Below are 25,538 nucleotides of genomic sequence, written 5' to 3'. Positions count from 1 at the left end.
CATCGAGATGAGCGAATACTCCCTTTTCACCTCCGAGTCCGTGTCTGAAGGGCATCCGGACAAAATCGCCGACCAGATTTCCGACGCGGTGCTGGACGCCATCATTGCGCAGGACAAGTTCGCCCGCGTGGCGTGCGAGACTCTGGTGAAAACCGGTGTAGCGATCATCGCCGGCGAAGTCACCACTTCGGCCTGGGTTGACCTGGAGCAGATCGTCCGTGACGTGATCACCGACATCGGCTACAACAGCTCCGACGTCGGCTTCGACGGCGCGACCTGCGGCGTGATGAACATCATCGGCAAGCAGTCCCCCGACATCAACCAGGGTGTCGACCGGGCCAAGCCGGAAGACCAGGGTGCCGGCGACCAGGGCCTGATGTTCGGCTATGCCAGCAACGAAACCGAGGTGCTGATGCCGGCGCCGATCACCTTCTCGCACCAGCTTGTGCAACGCCAGGCCGAAGCGCGTAAATCGGGCCTGTTGCCGTGGCTGCGCCCGGACGCCAAGTCCCAGGTGACCTGCCGTTACGACGGCGGCAAAGTCGTGGGTATCGACGCTGTCGTACTGTCGACCCAGCACAACCCGGACGTGTCCTACGCAGACTTGCGCGAAGGCGTCATGGAGCTGATCGTCAAGCACGTGCTGCCTGCCGAACTGCTGACCAAAGACACCCAGTTCCATATCAACCCGACCGGCCAGTTCATCATCGGCGGCCCGGTGGGCGACTGCGGCCTGACCGGTCGCAAGATCATCGTCGACAGCTACGGCGGCATGGCCCGTCACGGCGGTGGCGCGTTCTCGGGCAAAGACCCATCCAAGGTTGACCGTTCCGCCGCCTACGCCGGTCGCTACGTGGCCAAGAACATCGTTGCCGCCGGCCTGGCCGAGCGCTGCGAGATCCAGGTCTCCTACGCTATCGGCGTGGCCCAGCCTACGTCGATCTCGCTGAACACCTTCGGCACCGGTAAGATCAGCGATGACAAGATCGTGAAGCTGGTGCGTGAGATCTTCGACCTGCGTCCTTACGCGATCACCACCATGCTCGACCTGCTGCACCCGATGTATCAGGAAACCGCAGCCTACGGCCACTTCGGTCGTACCCCTGCACAGAAGACGGTCGGCGACGACACCTTCACCACGTTTACCTGGGAAAAAACCGACCGCGCCAACGACCTGCGTACTGCCGCAGGCCTGTAATCGCTGAAACACCCGGCAAAAAAGCCCCGCGCTGTCGGGGCTTTTTTGTGGCCGTGTGAATCATTTAGGCTGGGCACCCTTTCCGGGCAAGGATGCTCATGATGCGATTACCGGTTGCTCTTTTACTCAGCGCGTTGCCCCTCTGGGCATGGGCCGAAGATTGCCCGCAAGAAGCCCGCTCACAACTCGGCACCCTCGCCGAGCAAATCCGCCAGTGGGATGACAGCTATCACCGGCTTGGCCAGTCCCCCATCGGCGATGAACTCTACGACCAGGCCCGCCAGCGCTTGACCCACTGGCGCCATTGCTTTCCCGAAACCACAGCGACGCCCGACAGACCGCTTGCGAGCTCACGCGGCACCCTGGCTCACCCCATTGCCCATACCGGCCTGGAAAAATTGCTGGACGAACAGGCTGTCGGCACTTGGCTAAGTACACGCCAGGATGTCTGGATCCAACCCAAGGTGGACGGTGTTGCGGTGACCCTGGTGTATCGCAAGGGGCGCCTGCACCAAGTCATCAGCCGAGGTGACGGCGTAAAGGGCCACGACTGGTCGGCCTCCGCGCGCCATATTCCGGGGATTGTCCAGCAGTTGCCCGAACCTATCGACCTGGTGCTGCAAGGCGAACTCTATTGGCGCCTTGACGACCATGTGCAATCGGCCATTGGGGGGCTCAATGCCCGCAGTAAAGTGGCTGGGCTGATGAACCGCCTGCGACTGAGCGACACTGACGCCGCCGGCATTGGCCTGTTCGTCTGGGCGTGGCCTGAAGGGCCTGGCTCGTTTACCGAGCGCCTGGCCACCCTGGCGCGCTGGGGGTTTACTGACAGCCAACGCTACAGCCAGCCCGTTCGGGACATCGCCGAAGCCGCGCACTGGCGCACCTATTGGTACAACCACCCGCTGCCCTTCGCCAGCGATGGGGTGGTGCTGCACCAGGCACAACACGCGCCTGCCGAACGTTGGCAGGTCAGTGCGCCTTACTGGGCGGTCGCCTGGAAATACCCGGTGGTCAAGGCGCTGGCACTGGTGCGCAACGTGCAATTCAAAATCGGCCGCACCGGGCGCATCACGCCCATGCTGGAGCTGGAGCCGGTGAAGTTGGATGACCGCTCGATCAGCCGGGTGAGCGTCGGCTCATTGAAGCGCTGGCAAGCGCTGGATATCCGCCCTGGCGACCAGGTGTCGATCAGCCTGGCGGGTCAGGTGATCCCCAGGCTGGACGAGGTCATCCTGCGACATACCCACCGGGCAGATCTGCCGGTACCTGACCCGCGAAACTTTCATGCCTTGAGCTGCTGGCAACTGGACCCTGGCTGCGAAGAGCAATTGCTGGCGCGCCTCGCCTGGCTGAGCGGCAACCAGGGCCTCGCGTTACCCCATATAGGCCGCGAGACTTGGAACGTCTTGATCCAGGCCGGTCTAATCGCAGGCTTTCTCGATTGGTTGACCCTGGATGCGGCAGAGCTTGCTAACATTGAAGGCTTCGGTGATCGCAGCCGTGCGCGAGTGCTCGAGAGCCTTCAAAGCGCGCGGCAACGGCCCTTTGCCCAATGGCTCAAAGCCTTGGGTGTACCGCCTGCGGCACGTAACAACCTTGAAGGTGACTGGCACACGCTGGTCGCCAGAGACACCCAAACCTGGCTGGCCATCGATGGCATCGGCCCGGGCCGCGCAGCGCAATTGAGCGCCTTTTTCCGCGACCCGCAGGTACAGGCCTTGGCAGACACATTACGCGTGGCCGGCATCGACGGGTTTTGAACCCCAGCCGGCCATCAGATTGCGACCTTGGAGTTCCACATGAAATTTCTAGCCCCCTTTGCCTTGCTGACCTTCGCAGGCTTCATGGCCACGCCACTGCTGGCTGCAGAGCAAGCGCCCCAACTCACCGGCTGCGCCGCCAAGCGCCAAGCCATCAGCACCCAGATCGAACAGGCCAAGGCTCACGGTGACAGCGGGCAACAAGCCGGCCTTGAAAAAGCCCTGAGCGAAGTCACCGCCAATTGCACCGATGCGTCCCTGAAGAAAGAACGGGAAAACAAGGTGCTCGACGCCAAGCAAGAAGTCAGCCGCCGCCAGGCCGACCTGGACAAGGCCATGAAAAAAGGCGACGCGGAAAAAATCAACAAACGTAAGGACAAGCTCGCCGAGTCGCGCAAGGAGCTGCAGGAAGCGGTGGAAGAGCTCGATCAGTAAAGCCGGTCAATGGTCCCGGAATTGCTTATGGCAGGCGCTGCAGGCATCTTCGACTTTCTGCACCGCTGGCCCCAGGTTGCTGGCCTTGTAGGGCTGGATCCGGCTGGCGGTCACCAATTCACCGGTGGCCGCTTCCAGGTCGCCCGCCAGTTGCTGGAATTGCGCCTGTTTGCGCCACACATCGTCCTTGGCGCTGGTGTGATCGTCTTCGCGTACGCTCGGGAAATGCTTCCACGGTTCATGGGACAGCGCGTCCAGCTTGACCGCGCCTTCGGCGAACCTGGCGCCGTCGAACGGGATACGCCCACGCAGCATGCCGCCCAGGTCTTCATTGGTCTTGAGCATCTGCTTGAAGATGGCCTTGCGCTGGCCCAGCGGCGAATTGGGGTCAACGCCGCCGCAGGCGGACAGTGCCAGGCAGGCCAGCAGTACAACAGTCAGTCGTTTAAAAGTCATGGTGGCTTCGAGGTCCGGGAAACGGCGGCCAGTATCCCCGCCCTGCCTCTAAAGGCCAATAGCCCTATTTTTAATAAGGGTTGCCCAACAGCGCTGCGGCGCGGGCAATCGCTTCAGGAAATGTTTGTATGAATGTCACCTTGAAACCCTGGAGCCGCCGCCTGGCGTGGGCTCTGCCGATGATCGCGCTACTGGCCGGCTGTGATGCGGGTAAAGAAACAGCCAAAGATGAAACTGCCAAGCCTCACGCTGTCGCCACTTATGTCAGCGCGCCATGGGAAGCGCTGCCGGCGGTATCGGACAGCGACCTGCTGGCCGGTTTCGAATCCTGGCGCAGCGCCTGCCAGCGCCTGAAGGCCGACCCGGTGTGGGGTACAACTTGCGCAGCCGCCGCCGCAGTGCCGGGTGATGCCGTGTCAGTACGCGGTTTTCTCAAGGAGCGCCTGGATGTGTTCGGCCTGCGCTCGGCCGACAACACCCCCAACGGCTTGATCACCGGCTATTACGAACCCGTCTACCCCGGTAGCCTGACCAAGACCGCCAAAGCCAATGTGCCGGTGTATGGCGTGCCGGATGACCTGATTATCGTCAATCTGGAAAGCATCTACCCCGAGCTCAAGGGCAAGCGCCTGCGGGGTCGCCTGGAAGGTCGCGTGCTCAAGCCCTATGACGATGCCAGCGCCATCAACGGCCAGGGTTCCACGGCCAAGCCGATTGCCTGGCTGACCGACCCGATGGACCTGCAATTCCTGCAAATCCAAGGCTCTGGCCGCATTCAACTGCCCGGTGGGCGCCAACTGCGCGTCGGTTATGGCGACCAGAACGGCTACCCCTACCGCCCGATTGGCCGCTGGCTGGTGGAGCAAGGCGAACTGAAGAAGGAAGACGTGACCATGGGCGCCATCAGCGCATGGGCGAAGGCGCACCCGCAGCGTATTCCGGAGCTGTTGGCGAGCAACCCCAGCTATGTGTTCTTCAGCGCCCGGCCCGATAGCAACGAAGGGCCGCGCGGCTCACTGAACGTGCCACTGACGGCCGGCTACAGCGTGGCGGTGGATCGCAAGGTGATCCCGCTGGGCAGCCTGTTGTGGCTGTCGACCACAAAGCCGGACGGTTCGCCGATCACCCGACCGGTGGCGGCACAGGACACCGGCGGTGCAATTACCGGCGAAGTGCGCGCAGACTTGTTCTGGGGCACCGGTGCTGCGGCGGGTGAGCTGGCAGGCAACATGAAACAGCAGGGGCAAATCTGGATGCTGTGGCCCAAAGGCGCGGCGTTGCCGCAGGTGCCGGATGCGCCGACAGGAACCTGAAGAAGATATAGATCAGTGTGGGAGCTGGCTTGCCTGCGATCGCGTAGTGTCAGCAAACATCAATGCTGACTGACACACTGCTATCGCAGCATAGGTATCTACAGATTTTTTTAAGGCATGCGAGCATCTGTAGTGAGCGGGCTTGTCCCGCGCTGGGCTGCGAAGCGGCCCCAAACCAGGCGACTTGGATTTATCTGGAACTCTGCGGCGTATTTATTGGGGCGGCTTCGCCACCCAGCGCGGGACAAGCCCGCTCACTACAAAGATGTGTAGATACCCATGGCTATCGCAGGCAAACCAGCTCCCACAAGGGATGCGTCAGGCTCTAGATCGAGACGAAGAAGAAACTCGCAATCAACACCATCCCCACAAGCCACACCAGCGAACGCAGCATCGCCCAGTCCGCCAGGTAGCAGATGATGTACAGCAGGCGGCTGGTGATAAACAGCACCGCCAGCACATTGATGGTGACCAATTCGGCCGTGCCCGCCAAATGCGCGATAATCACGGCCGCCGCAAATGCCGGGGTCACTTCGAAGCTGTTGAGCTGGGCATTGTGAGCACGCTTGGCAAGCCCTTTGAGTGTCTCCAGGAAGGCCCGTGGATCGTGATTGTGTTGCGGGCGGAATTTACCGCCGCTGAACTTGGCGACCCCTGTGCACAGGTAAGGCAGAAAAATAGCGATCAACACGCACCAGAAAGCAACCGTCATGACTTATTCCTTTTTTGGTTTTTAAACAGCAATTTGAGTTTTATCACTAAAAATGCCAGGCCGCACCCACCCGCCAGGAGCCTTACCGAGCCCAAAGGGGCTGTCGCGCGAATGCCCAATGCCTGGCAACCCCATGGGCCGCCTGCGGTCCATCCCTCATCGACACTCCTCCACCCAACGCCCAAGGACCCCGGATGCTTGAACTTGTCGCCGCCTTCATTTGCCTCACCACCCTGCTCACCTATGTGAACTTCCGCTTTATCGGCCTGCCGCCCACGATTGGCGTGATGGTGACGGCCCTGGTGTTTTCCCTGATCCTGCAGGGCTTGAGCTTTCTCGGCTATCCAGGCCTTGAAGAACGCATCCAGCAGTTGATCGGCCAGATCGACTTCGGCGACTTGCTGATGAACTGGATGCTCTCCTTCCTGCTGTTCGCCGGCGCCTTGCACGTCAACCTGAACGACCTGCGCAGCTACCGCTGGCCTATCGGCCTGCTGGCGACCTTCGGCGTATTGATCGCTACCGTGGTCATCGGCAGCCTGGCGTATTACATCTTTGCCCTGTTTGGCTGGCACGTCAGCTTCCTCTACTGCCTGCTGTTCGGCGCGCTGATTTCCCCCACCGACCCGATCGCGGTGCTGGGTGTATTGCGTACCGCCAATGCCTCTAAACCGTTGAAAACCACTATCGTCGGCGAATCGCTGTTCAACGACGGCACCGCCGTGGTGGTGTTCACCGTGTTGCTGGGCATCGCGCAACTGGGTGAAACCCCCACCGTGAGCGCCACAGCCATGCTGTTCGCCCATGAAGCCATTGGCGGCGTGGTATTCGGCGGCCTGATCGGCTACCTGGTGTACCTGATGATCAAAAGCATCGAACAGCATCAGATCGAGGTGATGCTGACCCTAGCCCTGGTGATCGGCGGCTCGGCGATGGCCACTGAATTGCACGTCTCCGCGCCGATTGCGATGGTGGTGGCCGGCCTGATCATCGGCAACCTGGGACGCAAGCTGGCGATGAACGACATGACCCGCCGCTACCTCGACGGTTTCTGGGAACTGCTCGACGACATGCTCAACGCCCTGCTGTTCGCGCTGATCGGCATGGAGCTGCTGCTGTTGCCGTTCAACTGGCTGCACGTGTTCGCCGCCAGCCTGCTGGCCGTGGCGATCCTGCTGTCGCGCCTGCTCACGGTCGCCCCCGCCATCCTGCTGCTGCGCCGCTGGCGCACGGTGCCACGCGGCACCATCCGCATTCTGACCTGGGGTGGCTTGCGCGGCGGGGTGTCAGTGGCCTTGGCGCTGGCCCTGCCATTGGGCCCGGAGCGTGACCTGCTGTTGAGCATCACCTACATCGTGGTGTTGTCGTCGATCCTGTTGCAGGGGCTGAGCATCGGCAAGCTGGTCAAACGCGTGACCCGGGACGAACCTCAGGCCGCGCCAGACGTTCACTGATTCTTGTTGATAGGCTGCGGATGCCTCGGGTCCGCAGCCTTTTTGCCGGGCAGGCTGCTTTCGCTGCGAATCTGCGCATGGCTGATCAGAGCAAAGATAAAGCTGCCGCCGATGATATTGCCCGCCAGGGTTGGCCCGGCAAACACCAGCCAGAAGTCTTCCCACGGCAGTTCGCCGGCAAACACCAGGTAGGACACTTCCGCCGAGCCGACCACGATATGCGTGAAGTCTCCCAGCGCCATGAGGTAGGTGATCAGGATAATGATGAACATCTTGGCGCTTTCCATGGACGGGATCATCCACACCATGGTGGCGATCATCCAGCCGGAAATAATGCCCTTGGCGAACATCTGGCCGCTGTCGTTCTCCATGATCTTGCGCCCGATTTCGAGGAAGGCCAGGTCGGTCTTGGTATCGAAGATCGGCAGGTGCAACATCACATAAGCCACCAGCAAAGTACCGCACAGGTTGCCCACCAGCACCACCGTCCATAACCGCAACAGCCGGCCGGCGTTGCCCAGCGTGGGCTTGCTCATCACGGGCAGCACCGCGGTCAGGGTGTTTTCCGTGAACAGTTGCTGGCGCGCAAGGATGACCGCCAGAAAGCCCGCGCAGTAACCGAAGCTGGCAATCACCTTGAAGCCTTCAGCGTCCGGCAAGCGCGAGTTGAGCAGCCCCATGGCCATCAGCGACAGGCCCATGGTCAGCCCGGCCGCCAATGCCGACCACCATAAGGCGGCGACACTGCGCTCCAGTTCCTGGTCACCCTGGGTACGGATGATTTCGTGCAATACAGCCGCGCGCGGCGGCTGGTTCTTGTCGACGTCCTGCTGCTCTTCCTGCGACAGATTGGGGGTTTTGCCTGCTTCTTCGGTGGCCATGATCATCCAGAGTCCAAGGGGTGCCTGTAGCTACGACACGCCGCCACAGTGGCTGTTCAGTGGCCAGGCAACTAAACCTGCAGCTTCCAGGCCTTGGCCATTTCCACGGTGGTGGCGTTGGACGCCTTGCCCCACGGTTTGTTGCGCGCTCGGTAATTGGCGCTGATGGTATCGAGTACCCGGTTGAACTCGGTGGGTGTCGCAGCCCAGGCCAGGTCCTGCGCCGCACGGTGCAACAACTCAACGTTGGACTGGGGTTGGCCAGCTCGGAACAAAGAGGGGTAGATCACCTCCCGCGTGAAGTTTTCAGCCTTCATTGCAACATCACGCAGCTTCATTTCGGTGACGGCGCCGTCGAGAACTTTGGACATCGGCAGTGCACCGCCTGCGATCTGTCGGGCCGCGGCTTGCAATAATTGCTGAAAGTTGCGCTCACCTGCGAGGTTCAAGCGCCGCCCTAACCAATCGATGTGCTCAGGCCGTCGGGCCAGGGCATCAAGATTACGCAGTGCCGACAAAATGCTCGGCGTGAACGCCAGCGCGTCCTGTGACTGGTTGGCCTCGACAATCGCCTCATTGAGTGTGTCCAACGCCTGCTGCGCGTTTTCGCGAAACGCCAGGACATCCGCCGCCGTCGGGTCTTTTTGCAGCGTCGGGCGCACACTGGCGAGCATTTCATCATCCATGGCCAGAACCGCGTCATCCAGTGAACGGAACGAGTGATGTTCAAGTGCCGTCGTGCGCCGCTCCAAATGCGTCTCTACTGCTTGACGCGCCTTCGCCTGCAAAAGCTGCTTCTGTTCATCCTGCATGGTGAAATTGACCGTGCCCGTGAGCAGGCCACGAAAGTCGCCTTTTTCGGTATTGAGGGGCAATGTCACAATCTGATCGGCGAACGCTTCGAATTTTTTGTCCTGCAAGGCCCCGGCGGCCGAGTGCGCAACACCCGTCACCCGGTCAGCCACGCTACTGAAAAAACTCCCACTGCGAGGTGGCGCGTCAGTGGCGCGGGGCTCGAACTTGACGATCAACGATTCGGATTTGTTCAGGGGGCTATCGGGAAATGCCCGATCCACCACGCCGGGGGCTGGCGTGTTCAGCAGCAAGCCACCGTCCTTGAACGCAGTGGTTTCAGCTGAGGCCTGGAAACCATGACCTTGCTCTACCGGGCTCTTGAACACTACCGGCAGCGAGCCTGAAATATGCGCTGCCCTGGCGATATCCATTTGCGGGGTCAGGCTGGCATTGAACATCACTAACTGCGGGCGGCCGCCAAACATCCCGGTGCCGGTGATATGGAGTTGCTTGATTTGGGGAATATGCCGGCTCAACACCTCAAGATCCCCAAACGTCGGCGCGCCACCCGCGCTCAGCTTGTCGGCAATGCGCATGACTTCGCGCGGCCGAGACGTTCGAGGGGTGCGCGCGATATGACCCAGAATCGACTGGCGCGACTCCTTGCGGATTAATTCTTCAAGAGGCGCGGCCTCAGTCTGCAGGCGCGGCAGTAAGGTCATTAATAGCTGGGAAATATTGCCAACGGGGCCGGGCAAATGGCCGGCGAGTTTGCCAAGTGCCGTACTGGCATCTTGTATCCAGGCCGTTACGGCGTCCTTGCTATTGAGCAGGCTTGGCAGATCGATGCTGTCCGACAACCGGTCAAACGCGGCAGCCCCCATCCCGCTGGCAATCAGCGCCGCCGAAATCGCCCCGGCAGATGAGCCCGAGGCCGATTGCAGGCCTTGCAGCTTTCCGGCCTCCTCAAGGGCCTGCACCACGCCCGAAAAAGCGATGCCCTTGGCCCCTCCCCCACTGAGCACCAGGCTCTTGACGGGGGGGGCCGATAAGATCACCTCCACCCGTCCCTGCTTGTCGCGCAACAGCGTCAGGTTGCGCTCGCCCACGCCCTCCACCAACGGCGTCTTCACAACGGGATTGGCCTTGGAATGGGCAGCTTCGCTCAAGGGGGGTTGAATCTTGGCGAACGAATTAAACACTTTCATCCATGGGTTCTCTCTACAGGGTGTGGTCCTGAGTGATGAGGGAACCCCGCGACGATCCATACGGAACGATTTGGTAAAGAAATCGGACCGCTGTATGACTACTCGGGAAGACTGTCTTCCCTGAACTGGTCTTTCACGTACTTGATTTCGGTACGCCCGTGGGGCGCCGGCAAACCGTCTTCGCCGAGGTTGACGAACACCATTTTCTCGACAGTGAGGATGCTTTTGCGGGTGATTTTGTTGCGCACTTCACAGGTCAGGGTGATGGAGGTGCGGCCGAACTCCGTGGCGGTGATGCCCAGCTCGATGATGTCGCCCTGGCGCGAAGCGCTGACAAAGTTGATTTCGGAGATGTACTTGGTCACCACGCGCTGGTTGCCCAGTTGGACGATGGCGTAGATGGCCGCTTCTTCGTCGATCCAGCGCAGCAGGCTGCCACCGAACAGCGTGCCGTTGGGGTTGAGGTCTTCGGGTTTTACCCATTTACGGGTGTGAAAGTTCATGGTCACTCCAAAGCGTCTTGCCAAATGATGGCCAACATCATGGCAGAGCCCGGCGCCAAGCTCTATGAGCCTTTGCCTATCAACGCCATGAGCGATCTTCATGTGGCCGACGGAAAGGCTTGGGAAGTCTGGCGCACACGGCTATAATCGCCCCCGTTTCAAAACGGTCATCTTCAATTGATACCGTTCTCCCGCCACCTGTCCGAGGGGCGCTGCAGCAGGCTTGGCCTGTCAGGCTCGGATGGGGCGTTGTCCGGCCTGGTTGCCCTGGCCTGATACTAAACGCACAACGGCGCCCATTCGCACACTACGAATGGAGGCTCTTCATGAGCGCTGTAATTACGCCTGCAGAATTCAACGACTACAAAGTCGCCGACATGTCCCTCGCCGCCTGGGGCCGTCGCGAAACCTTTATCGCCGAATCCGAAATGCCTGCCCTGATGGGCCTGCGTCGCAAGTACGCCGCTGAACAGCCGCTCAAGGGCGCGAAGATTCTGGGCTGCATCCACATGACCATCCAGACGGCCGTGCTGATCGAAACCCTGGTTGCCCTGGGTGCCGAAGTGCGTTGGTCGTCCTGCAACATTTTCTCGACTCAAGACCAGGCCGCTGCCGCCATCGCCGCCGCCGGTATCCCGGTATTCGCCTGGAAAGGCGAGACCGAAGAAGAGTACGAGTGGTGCCTGGAACAAACCATCCTCAAGGATGGCGCGCCATGGGACGCCAACATGATCCTCGACGACGGCGGTGACCTGACCGAGTTGCTGCACAAGAAGTACCCGCAGATTCTCGACCGCGTCCACGGCGTGACCGAAGAAACCACCACCGGCGTGCACCGCCTGCTGGACATGCTGGCCAAGGGCGAGCTGAAAATCCCGGCCATCAACGTCAACGACTCGGTGACCAAGAGCAAGAACGACAACAAGTACGGCTGCCGTCACAGCCTCAACGATGCGATCAAGCGTGGTACCGACCACCTGCTGTCGGGCAAGCAAGCCCTGGTGATCGGCTACGGTGACGTGGGCAAGGGCTCGTCCCAGTCCCTGCGCCAGGAAGGCATGATCGTCAAGGTCTCCGAAGTTGACCCGATCTGCGCCATGCAAGCCTGCATGGACGGCTTCGAAGTGGTTTCGCCATTCATCGACGGTATCAACGACGGCACCGAAGGCAGCATCGACAAGGCCCTGCTGGGCAAGATCGACCTGATCGTGACCACCACCGGCAACGTGAACGTCTGCGACGCGAACATGCTCAAGGCCCTGAAGAAGCGCGCGGTGGTCTGCAACATCGGCCACTTCGACAACGAAATCGACACCGCTTTCATGCGCAAGAACTGGGCATGGGAAGAAGTGAAGCCACAGGTACACAAGGTTCACCGTACCGGTAGCGGCGCCTTTGATCCGCAGAACGACGACTACCTGATCCTGCTGGCCGAAGGCCGCCTGGTTAACCTGGGCAACGCCACCGGCCACCCAAGCCGCATCATGGACGGCTCGTTCGCCAACCAGGTATTGGCGCAGATCTTCTTGTTCGGCCAGAAATACGCCGACCTGTCGCCCGCCCAGAAAGCCGAGCGCCTGACCGTGGAAGTACTGCCCAAGAAACTCGACGAGGAAGTGGCCCTGGAAATGGTCCGCGGCTTCGGCGGCGTCGTGACTCAACTGACCAAGACCCAGGCCGACTACATCGGCGTGACCGTTGAAGGTCCGTTCAAGCCGCACGCTTACCGCTACTGATCGACCCTGTAGACGCCGGCTTCATGTGGGAGCTGGCTTGCCTGCGATAGCATCGCCTCGGTATGCCTCATGCACCGAGGTGCCTGCATCGCGGGCAAGCCCGGCTCCCACATGAAGCGGGTGCCTGCATTGACGGTGTACGCCTTCCGGCACTCTGAGTTTCAAAGGGTATTACCATGTCCCAAGACCGTCGCTACAGCTTCGAGTTCTTCCCGACCAAGACCGATGCTGGGCATGAAAAACTGATGGCGACCGCCACGCAGTTGGCCAGCTACAACCCCGACTTCTTTTCCTGCACCTACGGCGCTGGCGGTTCGACCCGTGATCGCACGATCAACACCGTGTTGCAGCTGGAAAGCCAAGTCAAAGTTCCCGCCGCTCCGCACCTTTCGTGCGTGGGCGACAGCAAGGACGACCTGCGCGGCCTGCTCACCCAATACAAGGCCGCCGGTATCCAGCGCATCGTTGCCCTGCGTGGCGACCTGCCGTCCGGCATGGGCATGGCCAGCGGTGAGCTGCGCTACGCCAATGACCTGGTGAGCTTCATCCGCGAAGAGACGGGCGATCACTTCCATATCGAAGTGGCGGCCTACCCTGAGATGCATCCCCAGGCGCGCAATTTCGAAGACGACCTGCGCAACTTCGTGCGCAAGGCCAACGCCGGCGCCGACAGTGCCATTACCCAATACTTCTTCAACGCCGACAGCTACTTCTATTTCGTCGAGCGTGTACAGGCCATGGGTGTGAACATTCCGATCGTGCCGGGCATCATGCCGATTACCAACTACAGCAAGCTGGCGCGTTTCTCCGACGCCTGCGGTGCCGAAATCCCGCGGTGGGTGCGCAAACAACTGGAGGCCTATGGCGACGACGTCAAGAGCATCCAGGCGTTCGGCGAACAGGTCATCAGCACGATGTGTGAAAAATTGTTGCAAGGTGGCGCGCCAGGCCTGCATTTCTATACCCTGAACCAGGCCGAACCGAGCCTGGCCATCTGGAACAATCTCAAGCTGCCGCGCTGAGGTTGTTCAAATAACATCCAGGCCCTCGTTCATACGGGGGCTTTTTTATTCAAACCTCCCGGAATGGAAGCCCGCAGTAAATGAATACAGCGCCCCCGACTCACCGCCCGCAGCTGGTTTACCTGGTATTCGGCGCAGAGACCTACCATCAGGAAGCGGTATTCAGCATTGCCAGCGCCCTGACGCATCTGGGCGGCGCACAGGACCTGCCACTGGACATCCAGGTGTTCAGCGACAACCCGGCGCCCTACCAGGGTTTGCCGGTGCAGGTCCATACGCTGGACCAAGCCACGCGCCAACGCTGGAGCGAGCCCCACGGTTACCATTTCCGCACCAAACACGTACTGTTGCGCCAAGTGCTCGAAACGGCGGAACAAGCGCTGCTGATCGACACCGACACGTTTTTCCACGATTCGCCCATGGCGCTGTTCGAACGCGTCGCCCCCGGCAGCTTGCTGTGCAACGCCTTCCACGCCAAATACGGCGATAACCGCGAAAGCGTGCTGTACGTGACCCTCGCCAAGCACCTGGCCGACAAAGGCCTGGCCGACGACACCATGTGGCTGCTCAACTCCGGCGTCATGGGCCTGGCCCGCCAAGACGCGTACCTGCTGGACCAATCGATCGAGCTGATGGACGAACTGTTCCCGATGGCCAACGGTGCCTACACCCTGGAAGAGTTCTGCCTGTCGGTCGCCGCCTACCGCAAGGTCAATGTGCGCCAGTGTCCGGACCTGATTCATCACTACTGGAGCCGAAAACAGCTGTTCCGTGCCAAGGTCAAGGCGTGGATCGCCAAGCACGCCGGCGACCCTATCAGTGCCCAGGCACTGGCCGATACCCGCAAGGTGTCCGCTCACCTGCCGCGTCCACCGCGCCTGCAGCGCCTGATGTACAAGCTGATCACCCTGGCCCTGCCCAAGCGCCAGCAGCAATTTATCCGCGAGATTCTCTACGGTTGCTACGAACACGAAAACGAGTTTGACCAGGCATGCGGCCCGGTCTGGTGGGACAAAGCCCGGCAGAACCAGGAAGAGCGCCAGAAATGCCCGGTCGATGCGCACCAACTGGAACACTGGTTCGCCAACCCGGTGGTGCGCCTGATCCTCGGCGAACGCCGCACCGCCATCTACGATCACCTGATGAGCTCAGGAACAAAATAGCGCTGCCCGCAAATGCCTGTGCCAGAGCTTCTATTTAGCACGGGAGCATCGTAACCTCAGGGCATGCCCGTGATCCTGAAACTTGCGACTGCTGCCCTTTTTGCTTGCCTGAGCCTGGCCGCTCATGGCGAGAAATTGCGCATTGTCACCGAGCCCTGGGCGCCCTACGTGTATGAGGAACAGGGCGCCATGCAAGGGCTGGACTACGAAACCACCGTGATCGTGTTCCAGCGCCTTGGGGTAGAGGTGCAATGGCAATTCCTGCCCTGGAAGCGCTGCCTGGCGATGCTCGAGCAAGGCCAGGCCGACGGGGCGCTGGATATTTTCCACAGCCATGAGCGCGACGCCCTGCTGCTCTACCCCAGCGAACCGTTGTCGGAGGTGGAGTTCGTGCTGTTCTACGCCAATGAGCGCCCCCACCCCGTGCAAGGCCTCGAAGATCTGCACGGTCTTACTGTCGGTACGTCGCCCGGCTACCTGTACGGCACGGCATTCAGCGATTCCAGCCTGTTCAACCGCGAAGCGGCCCCCAGCCATGAGGCCAACTTCGGCAAATTGATGCGCGGGCGCATCGATCTGTTGATTACCGACCGCCGGGTAGGCCAGCATGTGATCAAGGTATTGGGCCTGGAAGGCAAGGTCAGCCAGGCGCCGGCAGTGCTCAGCCGCCAGCAGCAGTTCCTCGCCGTGCGCCGTGGCGCGGGCATGGACTTGCTGGTGCAACGCTTCGCCGCCGAACTTAAACGCTTCAAACAGGAGCCGGCCTACACCGCGTTGAGTGCCAAATACGGTGGAATCCAAGTAATCAGGGGCTTCGAACACACCGTTGAGCAGCAGGAAAGCAGCGCGCAGTGATTGCTCTGTTATACTCCGGCCTTTCCGCCAGGCTTACGCCCGGCCGCTGAGGTCTTGAAAAAGGCACCCAACCCCGCTACAGCGCAGCTTTCAGCCCGCGCGAGCCGGTGGAGTGCCCGCCAGACGCAGCAGGACCGGACGGGATTGCGCTCCCCTAAGCGCCATTCACGCCCGGCAAGATTATCCCTTTGGGCCAAGCCCTAACTAAAACAGGATTACTCATGTCCTTTGCTTCCCTCGGTCTCTCCGAGGCTTTAGTCCGCGCCATCGAGGCAGCGGGCTATACCGAGCCTACTCCGGTGCAACAGCGGGCCATTCCCGCCGTGTTGCAAGGTCGCGACCTGATGGTCGCGGCGCAGACAGGTACTGGTAAAACCGGTGGTTTCGCCCTTCCGATCCTGGAGCGGTTGTTCCCCAACGGTCACCCGGACAAATCCCAGCGTCACGGCCCGCGCCAACCGCGCGTACTGGTCCTGACCCCAACCCGCGAACTCGCCGCGCAAGTGCACGACAGCTTCAAGCTGTATGCCCGCGACTTGAAGTTCGTCAGTGCCTGCATCTTCGGCGGCGTTGGCATGAACCCACAGGTTCAGGCCATGTCCCGAGGCGTGGACGTGCTGGTGGCGTGCCCGGGTCGTTTGCTCGACCTGTGCGGCCAGGGCAGCGTCGATTTGTCCCACGTGGAAATCCTCGTGCTGGACGAAGCCGACCGCATGCTCGACATGGGCTTTGTCCATGACGTGAAAAAGGTCCTCGCCCGCCTGCCGGCCAAACGTCAGAACCTGCTGTTCTCGGCGACGTTCTCCCAGGACATCACCGCCCTGGCCGGCAAGCTGTTGCACAACCCGGAACGCATCGAAGTCACGCCGCCGAACACCACGGTCGAGCGTATCGAGCAACGCGTGTTCCGCCTGGCCGCCAGCCACAAGCGCTCGCTGCTGGCGCACTTGATCACCCACGGTGCCTGGGAACAGGTGCTGGTGTTCACCCGTACCAAGCACGGCGCCAACCGCCTGGCCGAGTACCTGGACAAGCACGGCCTCACCGCCGTCGCCATCCACGGCAACAAGAGCCAGAACGCGCGCACCAAGGCCCTGGCCGACTTCAAGGCCGGTTCCGTACGCATCCTGGTCGCCACCGATATCGCCGCCCGCGGCCTGGATATCGACCAACTGCCACACGTGGTCAACTTCGAGCTGCCGAACGTCGATGAAGACTACGTGCACCGTATCGGCCGTACCGGCCGCGCCGGTCGTTCGGGTGAAGCCATCTCCCTGGTTGCACCGGACGAAGAAAAACTGCTCAAAAGCATCGAGCGCATGACCAAGCAGAAAATCGCCGATGGCGACCTGATGGGCTTCGATTCCAGCGCAGTGGAGGCCGAGAAGCCTGAAGCGCGCGAGCGTCCGGACGTGCGTAACCCGCGCAACCCACGCGGTCCGAAGGGCGATGGCCCGAACGGCGGCGGTGGCGGTGGTGGTCGTCGCGACAAGGGTAAAGACAAAGGCAAGGAAAAAACCGCGACCAGCAGCCGTGGCGAACGCCCGGCCCGCGAGCAAAAGCCACGTGAAGGCACCCCGGCCCGCGAACAGCGCCAGCCGAGCCAGCCGCCACGCGCCTCAGCCGACCGCGCCCCGGACGAGTTCCTTGACGACGACGTGGACAACTTCGGTAACCGTGTCGACTACGTGCCACAAGCCAAGCCGGCACAAGGCCGTGGCCGGCGCCCAGGTGCCCCGGCACAGGGCACAGGCGCAGCCGCTCCACGTGGCGGTCAGCCACAAGGCGCTCGCCAGAACGGTCCACGCAACAGCAGCGGCGGCACCACCGGTACCCCGCCTGCCAAACGCAGCGGCCCGCGCAACGGCGCACCGCGTGACGGCCAGGCGCGTCGCGAAGATTCGCGCAGCAACAACCGCCGTCCGGCGCGCGACGACCAGCCGCTGTCCGAGCCAGCCGTGCAAAACCCGCGCGGTGGCCCGGCGCCGAAGATCATCCACAAGGAGTCGAAGGCTGATCGCTTCCCGACACCTGAGCAGCTGGATCAACTGCCAGGCCGTCCTCGGGGTGAGAAACCAGCGTTGCTGACACGTAACCGCTGAGTTTCAAAGCGCCATAAAAAATGCCCCGCCTCTTTCGAGACGGGGCATTTTTTTGACTCCACAAAATAAAATGAGCTTTTCTGTGGGAGCTGGCTTGCCTGCGATTGCATCGGCACGGCGTGCCTGATGCTCCGAGGTGCTCGCATCGCAGGCAAGCCAGCTCCCACATTGACTGCATTCAAGGCATAAAAAAACCGGATCATGGGATCCGGTTTTTTTAAGCAACCAGCAGAAATTACTTCTGCTTCACGCCTTCCAGCGAAATATCCAGGTCAACCGTCTGCGACGTCGGGCCTGGGCCTTTCACGCCGAAGTCGTTCAGGTCGATCGTGGTCTTGGCGTTGAAGCCAGCACGTTCGCCACCCCATGGGTCTTTGCCTTCACCGTTGAAGGTAGCCTTGAAGGTCACGGGCTTGGTCACGCCGTGGAACGTCAGGTCGCCGGTCACGTCAGCGGTTTTGGCGCCGGTGGATTTAACCGCGGTGGACACGAACTTGGCGTCGGCAAACTTGGCCACGTCGATGAAGTCTTTGCTGGCGATGTGCTTGTCACGTTCGGCGTGGTTGGACCACAGGCTGGCGGTTTTCACGTCGACTGCGATTTTGCTGGCTTCCGGCTTGGCCGAATCCCAGCTGAAGGTGCCGTCCCAATCCTTGAAGGTACCGTGAATGAAGCTGTAGCCCAGGTGGCTGATTTTCCAATCGATGAAGGCATGCTGGCCTTCTTTGTCGATCTTGTAGTCGGCGGCCATTACCTGGCCTGCCGACAGCAGAGCGGTACCGATTGCCAGGGCAGCGAGGGTCTTTTTCAACATGCTTTCTATTCCTTGTGAGTCGAGGTTGAACATCAGGCTTTGCGCCCCAGCATTCGCGTCAGGGTCACATCACGATCGATAAAGTGGTGTTTCAACGCAGCCACACCGTGCAAGCCGGCGAAGACCACCAACACCCAGGCGAGGTACAGGTGCACCACGCCGGCGGTGTCTGCCTGGTCCGGTAGCCCGGACACCAGGGCAGGAATTTCAAACAGGCCAAACACCGGGATACCGACACCGTCTGCGGTGGAAATCAGGTAACCGGCGATCATCACGGCAAACAGCCCGAAATACAGGAACACATGGCCAAAGGCAGCGCCAATGCGGGTCATGCGGCTGTAACTGGCCAGCGGCGCAGGCGGCGGACTGAGCAGGCGCCAGACGATACGCACGAGCATGATGGCGAACAGCGTAATGCCGATGCTCTTGTGCAGGTCCGGTGCCTCTTTGCGCCAGGCGCTGTAGTAGTCAAGACCGACCATCCACAAGCCCAGGGCGAACAAGCCAAACACCACCAGGGCCACACCCCAGTGCAAGACAATACTGACCCAACCATAGCGGGCCGGTGAATTGCGTAACTGCATGTACTTAAATCCCGTGAGAGCTGCGCCCAAGACTAGCGATTTACCTATCGAATTAAAGCGAAAAATTTCGCTTTGAAATATCGAGAAATACGATCTTGAGGGTATGAAGCGTAAATTAACATCGGATTAAGGACTATCCAGGAGAAACGTGACAGACCGTCCTGTGTTTACCGCCAATTCACAGGTAATGGCTTGTGACACGCGCGTCCATTGCATAGGCTTGCGCGATTGTTTTACCTGCGCAGGCCGCAGGACCGCTTCGAGGAGATCACCGATGGGCTTGAACGACCAGTGGATGCAACGCGACCTTGCGGTGCTATGGCATCCCTGCACCCAGATGAAAGACCACCAGCAACTGCCACTGATCCCGATCAAGCGCGGTGAAGGCGTATGGCTGGAAGACTTCGAAGGCAAGCGTTACCTCGATGCCGTCAGTTCCTGGTGGGTCAACGTGTTCGGCCACGCCAACCCGCGTATCAACCAGCGCATCAAGGACCAGGTCGACCAGTTGGAGCACGTGATTCTCGCCGGTTTCAGCCACCAGCCGGTGATCGAGCTGTCGGAGCGCCTGGTGGCCATGACGCCCGCAGGCCTGACCCGCTGCTTCTATGCCGACAATGGTTCGTCGTGCATTGAAGTCGCGCTGAAGATGAGCTTCCACTATTGGCTCAACCGCGGCCTGCCGAACAAAAAGCGCTTCGTCACCCTGACCAACAGCTACCACGGCGAAACCATCGCCGCGATGTCGGTGGGCGATGTGCCGCTGTTTACCGAAACCTACAAGGCGCTGCTGCTGGACACTATCAAGGTGCCCAGCCCGGATTGCTACCTGCGCCCCGAGGGCATGAGCTGGGAAGAGCACTCGCGCACGATGTTCCTGGCCATGGAGCAGACCCTGGCGGACAACCACGACAGCGTCGCCGCGGTGATTGTCGAGCCGCTGATCCAGGGCGCCGGCGGCATGCGCATGTACCACCCGGTGTACCTCAAGCTGCTGCGCGAGGCCTGCGACCGCTATGGCGTGCACCTGATCCACGATGAAATCGCCGTGGGTTTCGGCCGCACCGGAACCATGTTCGCCTGTGAACAGGCCGGCATCCGCCCGGACTTCCTGTGCTTGTCCAAGGCCCTCACCGGCGGTTACCTGCCCCTGGCGGCCGTGGTCACCACCGATGACGTGTACGACGCCTTCTACGACGACTACCCGACGCTGCGCGCCTTCCTGCATTCCCACAGCTACACCGGCAACCCGCTGGCGTGCGCGGCGGCCCTGGCGACCCTGGATATCTTCGAAGAAGACAACGTGATCGAAAACAACAAGGCCCTGGCCCAGCGCATGGCCACGGCCACCGCGCACCTGGTGGACCACCCCCACGTCGCGGAAGTGCGCCAGACCGGCATGGTGCTGGCCATCGAGATGGTGCAGGACAAAGCCACCAAGACCGCCTATCCGTGGCAGGAGCGGCGCGGCCTGAAGGTGTTCGAGCACGCCCTGGAACGCGGCGCGCTGTTGCGCCCGTTGGGCAGCGTGGTGTACTTCCTGCCGCCGTACGTGATTACCCCGGAGCAGATCGACTTTCTTGCCGAAGTCGCCAGCGAGGGGATCGATATCGCGACCAACAGCAACGTCAGTGTTGCGGTACCGAAGGACTTTCACCCAGGGTTTCGCGATCCGGGCTGATCAGGTTCACTCGACTGATCGGGGGCCTGGCCCACCGCTATCGCGGGCAAGCCCGGCTCCCACAGGTTTTATATGATCGTTCCCACGCTCTGCGTGGGCATGCAGCCCTGGACGCTCCGCGTCCGCCCTGCACATTTTCAGAGAACAGACATGAGACTGTCCCGCTTTTTCACCGACACCCCGCTGAGCCTTGGCGACCATGAGTTGCCCGAAGCCCAGGCGCATTACATCAGCCGCGTGCTGCGCATGACCGAAGGCGACGCCGTGCAATTGTTCGACGGCTCCGGCCAGGAGTTTCGTGGCGCATTACTGGAGGTCGGTAAAAAACGCGTCAGCGTGCAACTCACGGAAAGCCTCAAAGGCCAGGCCGAATCACCGCTGCAGATCCACTTGGGGCAGGGTTTGTCGCGGGGCGAGCGCATGGATTGGGCGATCCAGAAAGCCACGGAGCTGGGGGTCAACGCAATCACGCCGATTTTCAGCGAGCGCTGCGAAGTGCGCCTCAAGGACGAGCGCGCCGACAAACGCCTGCAGCACTGGCGTCAGGTGGCGATCAGTGCGTGCGAGCAATGCGGGCGTTCGACAGTGCCAGTGATTCACCCGCCGCTGTTGCTGGCGGACTGGTTGAAGCAGACCGAGGCGGATTTGAAGCTGGTGCTGCACCCGGTGGCCGAGCCGATGGTCAGCCACGCCAGGCCCGCGAGCCTGGCCTTCCTGATCGGGCCTGAGGGTGGGCTGACGGACAATGAAGTTGAAACCGCGCAAGGCGCCGGCTTCCATGCCGCCCGCCTTGGCCCGAGGGTGTTGCGCACCGAAACCGCGCCAGTGGTAGCGCTGGCGGTGGCCCAGCAACTCTGGGGCGACTTCTAACCTCGCCTTGCAAACCCGATCAAAAATGTGGGAGCTGGCTTGCCTGCGATAGCGGTAAATCAGTCAAAGCTTCACTGCCTGGCCCACCGCGATCGCAGGCAAGCCAGCTCCCACAGTTTTATCGGGTTATCAAGTCATTACTCCACCGGGTCGCTAATCGGCTTGGCAATAATCGCCTTCAGCTCGCTGGTCATCGGGAATTCCAGGTTCAAGCCCTTCGGCGGGATTGGCTGTTCGAACCAGCGCTGGTAAATCCCGTTGATTTCGCCACTGCGGTACAGGTCACCGAGCGTCTCGTTGACCACCGCGAGAAACTGCGGGTCGTCCTTGCGCACCATGCAGCTATAGATCTCCCGCGACTGCTCCTCCCCGACCACAACCCACTTATGCGGGTCCCTGGCCTTGGCACGCTCGCCGTAGAGCAACGCATCATCCATGTAGAACGCTACCGCACGGCCGGTCTCGAGCATCTTGAATGCCTCGCCGTGGTCCTTGGCGCTGATCACAAACATATTGCTCTTGTGTTCGGCGTTATAGCTCTTTAAAAAACGTTCGTTGGTGGTACCGGCGGTCGTTACCACATTCTTGCCCTCGAGGTCGGCGAACCCCTTGATGCCGCTATCCTTGGCGGTCAGCAACTGGCCTTTCACATAAATAAACCCGTAGGAAAACGCCACCTGCTTCTGCCGGTCGGCCGTCACTCCGGTGGAGCCGCACTCCAGGTCGACGGTGCCGTTCTGCACCAGCGGAATGCGGGTTTGCGAGGTCACCAGGTTGTATTTGACGCTGAGGTTGGCCACCCCGATTTTCTGCTGGATACGCTCGACGATCTTGCTTGCCAGGTCCACTGAATAGCCCATGGGTTTGCCACTGTTATCCCCCACGTAGGAAAACGGCACCGACGCATCGCGATAGCCCAGGGTGATGGACTTGGCGTTGGCGATCTTGCTTAGCGTGCCGTCCAAAGGGGTTTGCGCCGCATAAGCCTGCGCGCCGAACAAAAGCCCCAGGGTGCAGCCGGTCAACAGGATTCTTTTCATTGTTATGCTCCGTTGGTCTTTGAGTTTATTTACGTACAGCAATCACGCTGATTTCCACCAGCACATTCGGCCGCGCCAGCTCCGCTTGCAGGGCGGTGCGTGTAGGCGCCATCCCCGGCGACAGCCACGCGGACCACACTTCGTTCATCGGCGCAAAACCGCTGCCGATGTCCTTCAGGTAAATCGTCGCGTTCAGCAGGTGATCCTTATCACTGCCCGCCGCGGCCAACAGTGCATCGATTTTGGCCAGCACTTCGCCGGTTTGCGTCATCACGTCCTGCCCTTCGCCCGGCACCTGGCCCGACAGGAACACCAGGTCCTTGAAGGTGACTGCGCCACTGAGACGCTCGTTGCTGCTGATTCGGTTGATGGTCATGGGGCATTCTCAAGCGGCGCGGGGCGTCAGGCCCTGCATGTCAATGGAAGGAACCTGTTGGTCGATCAGTTCAGCCAACAGTCGGGCGCTGCCGCTGGCCAAGGTAAAACCGAGGGCGCCGTGACCGAGGTTCAGCCACAGGTTGCGATAAACACTGGCCCCAATCAGCGGTACCCCAGTCGGCGTGGCCGGGCGCATGCCGGCCCATTCGACCGCGTGGGCGTAGTCGCCGGCCAGCGGAAAAGTCTCCAGGGCCTGGCGCTTCATCAGGGCCAGCCGTTTGGGCTCAAGGCCGGCATCAAAACCGACGATATCCACCATGGCCGCGATGCGCAGTTGCTCACCGATGCGCGCGTAGACGATCTTGCGGTCATAGTCGGTGATGCTCACATTCGGCGCCTGGTGCTGCGCGCCAATCGGCACGCTCAGGCTGTAGCCCTTGAGCGGATACAACGGCAGTGATAACCCCGGCAGGCCCAATTGCGCGCTGCGATGCCCTGCCGCCAGCACCAGTTGCTCGACCGGCATCACCTCATCACCCAATTGGAGGGCGTGCACCACCCCGTCGGTGTGATGAATCCCGGTGACCCTGCGCCCCAACAAAAACGTGCAACGCCCCGATGCTTCAAGCCGCGCCGCCAATTGCCGGCAAAAGGCATGACAATCGGCTACTTCCTCGTTGGGCGTGTAGATCCCGCCGACAAAATCATCACCGGCCAGCGCCGGCTCCAGGCGTGCGCAATCGGTAGCGGACAACACCTGCTGTTGCAGGACATCGGTCACTTTGCCGCGCGCATGCTCGAAGGTAGTGGCTTTGCGAAACGTCACCAGCTTGCCATTGCGGCGCCAGTCGAAGTCGCCCAGGCGATCTTCCTCGCGCCATTGCTGCAAGGTGTCCTGGCTCAGGGAGGCCAGGCGCAACAGGTGAGCGGCATTGCGCTTGTTCACCGAACCACGGCAGGCGCCGATAAAGGCGGCCATCCAGCGCCATTGCTGGGGATCGAGGCGCGGGCGCAGCTTCAACGGCGAGTCACCGCGCAGCAACCAGCCAATCGCTTGCAGCGGCACCCCGGCGTCGGCCAACGGCGCAACATAGCGGTAGGACAACTGCCCGCCATTGGCGTAACTGGTTTCAGTGCCCAGGCTGTCGCGCGCCTCGATCAGCGTCACTTCATGGCCGGCACGCACCAATGCATAAGCGCTCGCCAGGCCGATAACCCCACCACCGATGATGCAAACCTGCCTGGCCATCCCAGCCCCCAGCCGTTGATTAAGAGGCGCCCAGCGTAGGGCCAGGTGACAGGCCGCCGACAATGAATAAAGATGGGGCACCTATAAACAAAGGTTATGGACCTGCCATGCGCTTGCGTCATATCGAAATCTTCCAGGCCATCCGCCAGACCGGCTCGGTCAGCGCCGCCGCGCAGTTGCTGCACGTCTCGCAACCGGCGGTCACCAAGGTATTGCAGCACGCCGAACTGCAACTGGGCTTCCCGCTGTTCCTGCGGGTACGCGGCAAATTGCAGCCCACGCCGGAAGCCCTGGCGCTGGAGCGCGAAGTCGAGAAAGTCACCGAGAGCCTGCAGGGCGTGAGGCGCCTGGCCAAGAGTCTGCGTCGTGCGCCAGGACAAAGCGTGCGGATCGCTGCGACCCCGGCACTGGCGCTCTCGCTGCTGCCCCCGGTGATTCTGGAATGGACGCGCAATTACCCGGACATCGCCTGCGAGCTGTCCAGCGACCATAGCCGTGAACTGGTGCACAAGCTGTTGATGCGCGAGATTGATGTGGCGCTGACGCTCAACGTCTCCGGCCACCCGGGATTGACCACGCAAGTGCTGGCGGACGGTGTACTGGTGGCATTGGCCTCAAAGGGCTACTGGAGCGAGGCCGAGATGAGCCGGCCATTGCCTCTGGCCGACCTGGCGGGCGCGCCATTGATCGGCCTTTCCAGTGCGGATCCGCTGGCGGCGAAACTCGACAGCTACCTGCAAAACGTCGACCCTGCGCCCCGCGTGACCATTTCAGTGCAAACCTATTCCCTGGCCCGCGCGATGGTGGAATCCGGCGCGGGCCTGACCGTGATCGATCCCTTCACCGCCCTCGGCGCCTCGACCGCCACCACCTGCATCCGTCCCCTAACGCCGCCGCTGCCGATCACCCTGTATGCCCTGACCCGCGCCGACGAGCCACCGCCGCATATGCTGGCCAATTTGCTGGAGATTTTCGGCACCCGCGCCCGCGAACTGCTGGAGCGCCTCTAACAGCATACCGATGAGCAAATGTGGGAGCTGGCTTGCCTGCGATGAGCATAGGTATCTACACAACTTTCAAAGGCTGGCGAGTTCCCCTGTGGCGAGCGGGCTTGTCCCGCGTTGGGCTGCGTAGCAGCCCCAGTAAGCAGAATGCGGTGTATCAGGCATTCCGCAGAGCCTGATCTAGGGCTGCTTCGCAGCCCAACGCGGGACAAGCCCGCTCGCCACAACAGCCCGTTCGCTGGGTTTTCAGCGTCGAGCCAAAGTTGTGTAAATACCTATGCTGCGATGAGGGAGTGTCAGTCACAAGGTTATTGACTGAAAC

Annotated in this window: 23 protein-coding genes and 1 riboswitch; of the genes, 13 read left to right on the top strand and 10 right to left on the bottom strand. The window is 61.3% G+C overall.

Annotated features, from left to right (window positions below):
• The first annotated feature begins 7 nt into the window (after positions 1 to 7).
• The 3 genes from metK to BLL36_RS20790 all read left to right on the top strand — a co-directional run bounded on the left by metK (position 8) and on the right by BLL36_RS20790 (position 3,396).
• Positions 8 to 1,198, top strand: coding sequence for a methionine adenosyltransferase (gene metK / locus BLL36_RS20800; RefSeq protein WP_076953194.1), 1,191 nt, complete (start codon positions 8 to 10; stop codon positions 1,196 to 1,198).
• A gap of 98 nt (positions 1,199 to 1,296) precedes the next feature.
• On the top strand, positions 1,297 to 2,961 hold the full coding sequence (gene ligB / locus BLL36_RS20795; protein ID WP_076953193.1) for an NAD-dependent DNA ligase LigB: 1,665 nt from the start codon (positions 1,297 to 1,299) through the stop codon (positions 2,959 to 2,961).
• Positions 2,962 to 3,000: 39 nt separating this feature from the next.
• A complete protein-coding gene (locus BLL36_RS20790) occupies positions 3,001 to 3,396 on the top strand; it encodes a DUF1090 domain-containing protein (RefSeq protein ID WP_076953192.1) in 396 nt (131 codons plus the stop codon).
• Between the two features lie 6 nt (positions 3,397 to 3,402).
• On the opposite strand, the gene BLL36_RS20785 is transcribed toward BLL36_RS20790, so the two are convergent.
• Positions 3,403 to 3,852, bottom strand: coding sequence for a c-type cytochrome (locus BLL36_RS20785; protein WP_076953191.1), 450 nt, complete (start codon positions 3,850 to 3,852; stop codon positions 3,403 to 3,405).
• A 128-nt stretch (positions 3,853 to 3,980) separates the two neighbouring features.
• Here BLL36_RS20785 and mltA point away from each other — a divergent pair, with 128 nt between their 5' ends.
• Positions 3,981 to 5,165: a murein transglycosylase A gene (gene mltA / locus BLL36_RS20780; RefSeq protein WP_076953190.1), complete on the top strand. Its 1,185-nt coding sequence runs from the start codon at positions 3,981 to 3,983 to the stop codon at positions 5,163 to 5,165.
• Between the two features lie 325 nt (positions 5,166 to 5,490).
• On the opposite strand, the gene BLL36_RS20775 is transcribed toward mltA, so the two are convergent.
• Positions 5,491 to 5,877, bottom strand: a complete 387-nt coding sequence (locus tag BLL36_RS20775) for an MAPEG family protein (protein ID WP_076953189.1) — start codon at positions 5,875 to 5,877, stop codon at positions 5,491 to 5,493.
• A gap of 194 nt (positions 5,878 to 6,071) precedes the next feature.
• Between BLL36_RS20775 and BLL36_RS20770 the strand changes: the two genes are divergently transcribed.
• Complete coding sequence (locus BLL36_RS20770) at positions 6,072 to 7,331, top strand: cation:proton antiporter (protein WP_076953188.1); 1,260 nt, start codon at positions 6,072 to 6,074, stop codon at positions 7,329 to 7,331.
• Here the strand turns inward: BLL36_RS20770 and BLL36_RS20765 are convergent.
• From BLL36_RS20765 to BLL36_RS20755, 3 genes are all read right to left on the bottom strand, one after another.
• Positions 7,325 to 8,212 (bottom strand): formate/nitrite transporter family protein, encoded by an 888-nt coding sequence (locus BLL36_RS20765; RefSeq protein WP_076953364.1) that lies wholly within the window; start codon positions 8,210 to 8,212, stop codon positions 7,325 to 7,327. The genes BLL36_RS20770 and BLL36_RS20765 overlap by 7 nt on opposite strands.
• A gap of 71 nt (positions 8,213 to 8,283) precedes the next feature.
• Positions 8,284 to 10,215 carry a patatin-like phospholipase family protein gene (locus tag BLL36_RS20760; RefSeq protein ID WP_076953187.1) on the bottom strand — a complete coding sequence of 644 codons (1,932 nt, stop codon included), beginning with the start codon at positions 10,213 to 10,215 and terminating at the stop codon, positions 8,284 to 8,286.
• A gap of 98 nt (positions 10,216 to 10,313) precedes the next feature.
• Entirely contained in the window at positions 10,314 to 10,718 is a 405-nt protein-coding gene (locus BLL36_RS20755; RefSeq protein ID WP_076953186.1) for an acyl-CoA thioesterase, read from the bottom strand.
• 198 nt (positions 10,719 to 10,916) lie between these two features.
• Positions 10,917 to 11,023: riboswitch (S-adenosyl-L-homocysteine riboswitch) on the top strand.
• A gap of 21 nt (positions 11,024 to 11,044) precedes the next feature.
• Between BLL36_RS20755 and ahcY the strand changes: the two genes are divergently transcribed.
• The 5 genes from ahcY to BLL36_RS20730 all read left to right on the top strand — a co-directional run bounded on the left by ahcY (position 11,045) and on the right by BLL36_RS20730 (position 17,596).
• Positions 11,045 to 12,454, top strand: a complete 1,410-nt coding sequence (gene ahcY, locus BLL36_RS20750; protein ID WP_076953185.1) for an adenosylhomocysteinase — start codon at positions 11,045 to 11,047, stop codon at positions 12,452 to 12,454.
• Between the two features lie 176 nt (positions 12,455 to 12,630).
• Positions 12,631 to 13,476, top strand: a complete 846-nt coding sequence (metF, locus tag BLL36_RS20745) for a methylenetetrahydrofolate reductase [NAD(P)H] (RefSeq protein WP_076953184.1) — start codon at positions 12,631 to 12,633, stop codon at positions 13,474 to 13,476.
• A gap of 80 nt (positions 13,477 to 13,556) precedes the next feature.
• Positions 13,557 to 14,639: a hypothetical protein gene (locus BLL36_RS20740; RefSeq protein ID WP_076953183.1), complete on the top strand. Its 1,083-nt coding sequence runs from the start codon at positions 13,557 to 13,559 to the stop codon at positions 14,637 to 14,639.
• A 63-nt stretch (positions 14,640 to 14,702) separates the two neighbouring features.
• Entirely contained in the window at positions 14,703 to 15,494 is a 792-nt protein-coding gene (locus BLL36_RS20735; RefSeq protein ID WP_076953182.1) for a substrate-binding periplasmic protein, read from the top strand.
• A 221-nt stretch (positions 15,495 to 15,715) separates the two neighbouring features.
• Positions 15,716 to 17,596, top strand: a complete 1,881-nt coding sequence (locus BLL36_RS20730) for a DEAD/DEAH box helicase (protein WP_076953181.1) — start codon at positions 15,716 to 15,718, stop codon at positions 17,594 to 17,596.
• Between the two features lie 235 nt (positions 17,597 to 17,831).
• On the opposite strand, the gene BLL36_RS20725 is transcribed toward BLL36_RS20730, so the two are convergent.
• Entirely contained in the window at positions 17,832 to 18,410 is a 579-nt protein-coding gene (locus BLL36_RS20725; RefSeq protein ID WP_076953180.1) for a YceI family protein, read from the bottom strand.
• Between the two features lie 32 nt (positions 18,411 to 18,442).
• Positions 18,443 to 18,994, bottom strand: coding sequence for a cytochrome b (locus tag BLL36_RS20720; RefSeq protein WP_076953179.1), 552 nt, complete (start codon positions 18,992 to 18,994; stop codon positions 18,443 to 18,445).
• 274 nt (positions 18,995 to 19,268) lie between these two features.
• On the opposite strand from BLL36_RS20720, the gene BLL36_RS20715 reads away from it, so the two are divergent.
• Positions 19,269 to 20,675, top strand: coding sequence for an adenosylmethionine--8-amino-7-oxononanoate transaminase (locus BLL36_RS20715; RefSeq protein WP_076953178.1), 1,407 nt, complete (start codon positions 19,269 to 19,271; stop codon positions 20,673 to 20,675).
• Between the two features lie 150 nt (positions 20,676 to 20,825).
• Complete coding sequence (locus BLL36_RS20710) at positions 20,826 to 21,545, top strand: 16S rRNA (uracil(1498)-N(3))-methyltransferase (RefSeq protein WP_076953177.1); 720 nt, start codon at positions 20,826 to 20,828, stop codon at positions 21,543 to 21,545.
• A 137-nt stretch (positions 21,546 to 21,682) separates the two neighbouring features.
• Here BLL36_RS20710 and BLL36_RS20705 read toward each other — a convergent pair whose 3' ends face one another.
• Genes BLL36_RS20705 through BLL36_RS20695 form a run of 3 tightly spaced genes read right to left on the bottom strand, consistent with a single transcriptional unit; the run spans position 21,683 to position 24,224 of the window.
• Positions 21,683 to 22,585 carry a transporter substrate-binding domain-containing protein gene (locus tag BLL36_RS20705; RefSeq protein ID WP_076953176.1) on the bottom strand — a complete coding sequence of 301 codons (903 nt, stop codon included), beginning with the start codon at positions 22,583 to 22,585 and terminating at the stop codon, positions 21,683 to 21,685.
• A 25-nt stretch (positions 22,586 to 22,610) separates the two neighbouring features.
• Entirely contained in the window at positions 22,611 to 22,961 is a 351-nt protein-coding gene (locus BLL36_RS20700; protein ID WP_076953175.1) for a RidA family protein, read from the bottom strand.
• Positions 22,962 to 22,970: 9 nt separating this feature from the next.
• Positions 22,971 to 24,224 (bottom strand): D-amino acid dehydrogenase, encoded by a 1,254-nt coding sequence (locus tag BLL36_RS20695; protein WP_325052847.1) that lies wholly within the window; start codon positions 24,222 to 24,224, stop codon positions 22,971 to 22,973.
• A gap of 95 nt (positions 24,225 to 24,319) precedes the next feature.
• Between BLL36_RS20695 and BLL36_RS20690 the strand changes: the two genes are divergently transcribed.
• Complete coding sequence (locus tag BLL36_RS20690) at positions 24,320 to 25,222, top strand: LysR family transcriptional regulator (protein WP_076953173.1); 903 nt, start codon at positions 24,320 to 24,322, stop codon at positions 25,220 to 25,222.
• Positions 25,223 to 25,538: the final 316 nt, after the last annotated feature.

The sequence above is a fragment of the Pseudomonas cedrina subsp. cedrina genome (assembly GCF_001983175.1).
GTDB classification, from domain to species: Bacteria; Pseudomonadota; Gammaproteobacteria; order Pseudomonadales; family Pseudomonadaceae; genus Aquipseudomonas; species Aquipseudomonas cedrina.
This window is presented reverse-complemented; position numbering and strand designations above follow the sequence as displayed.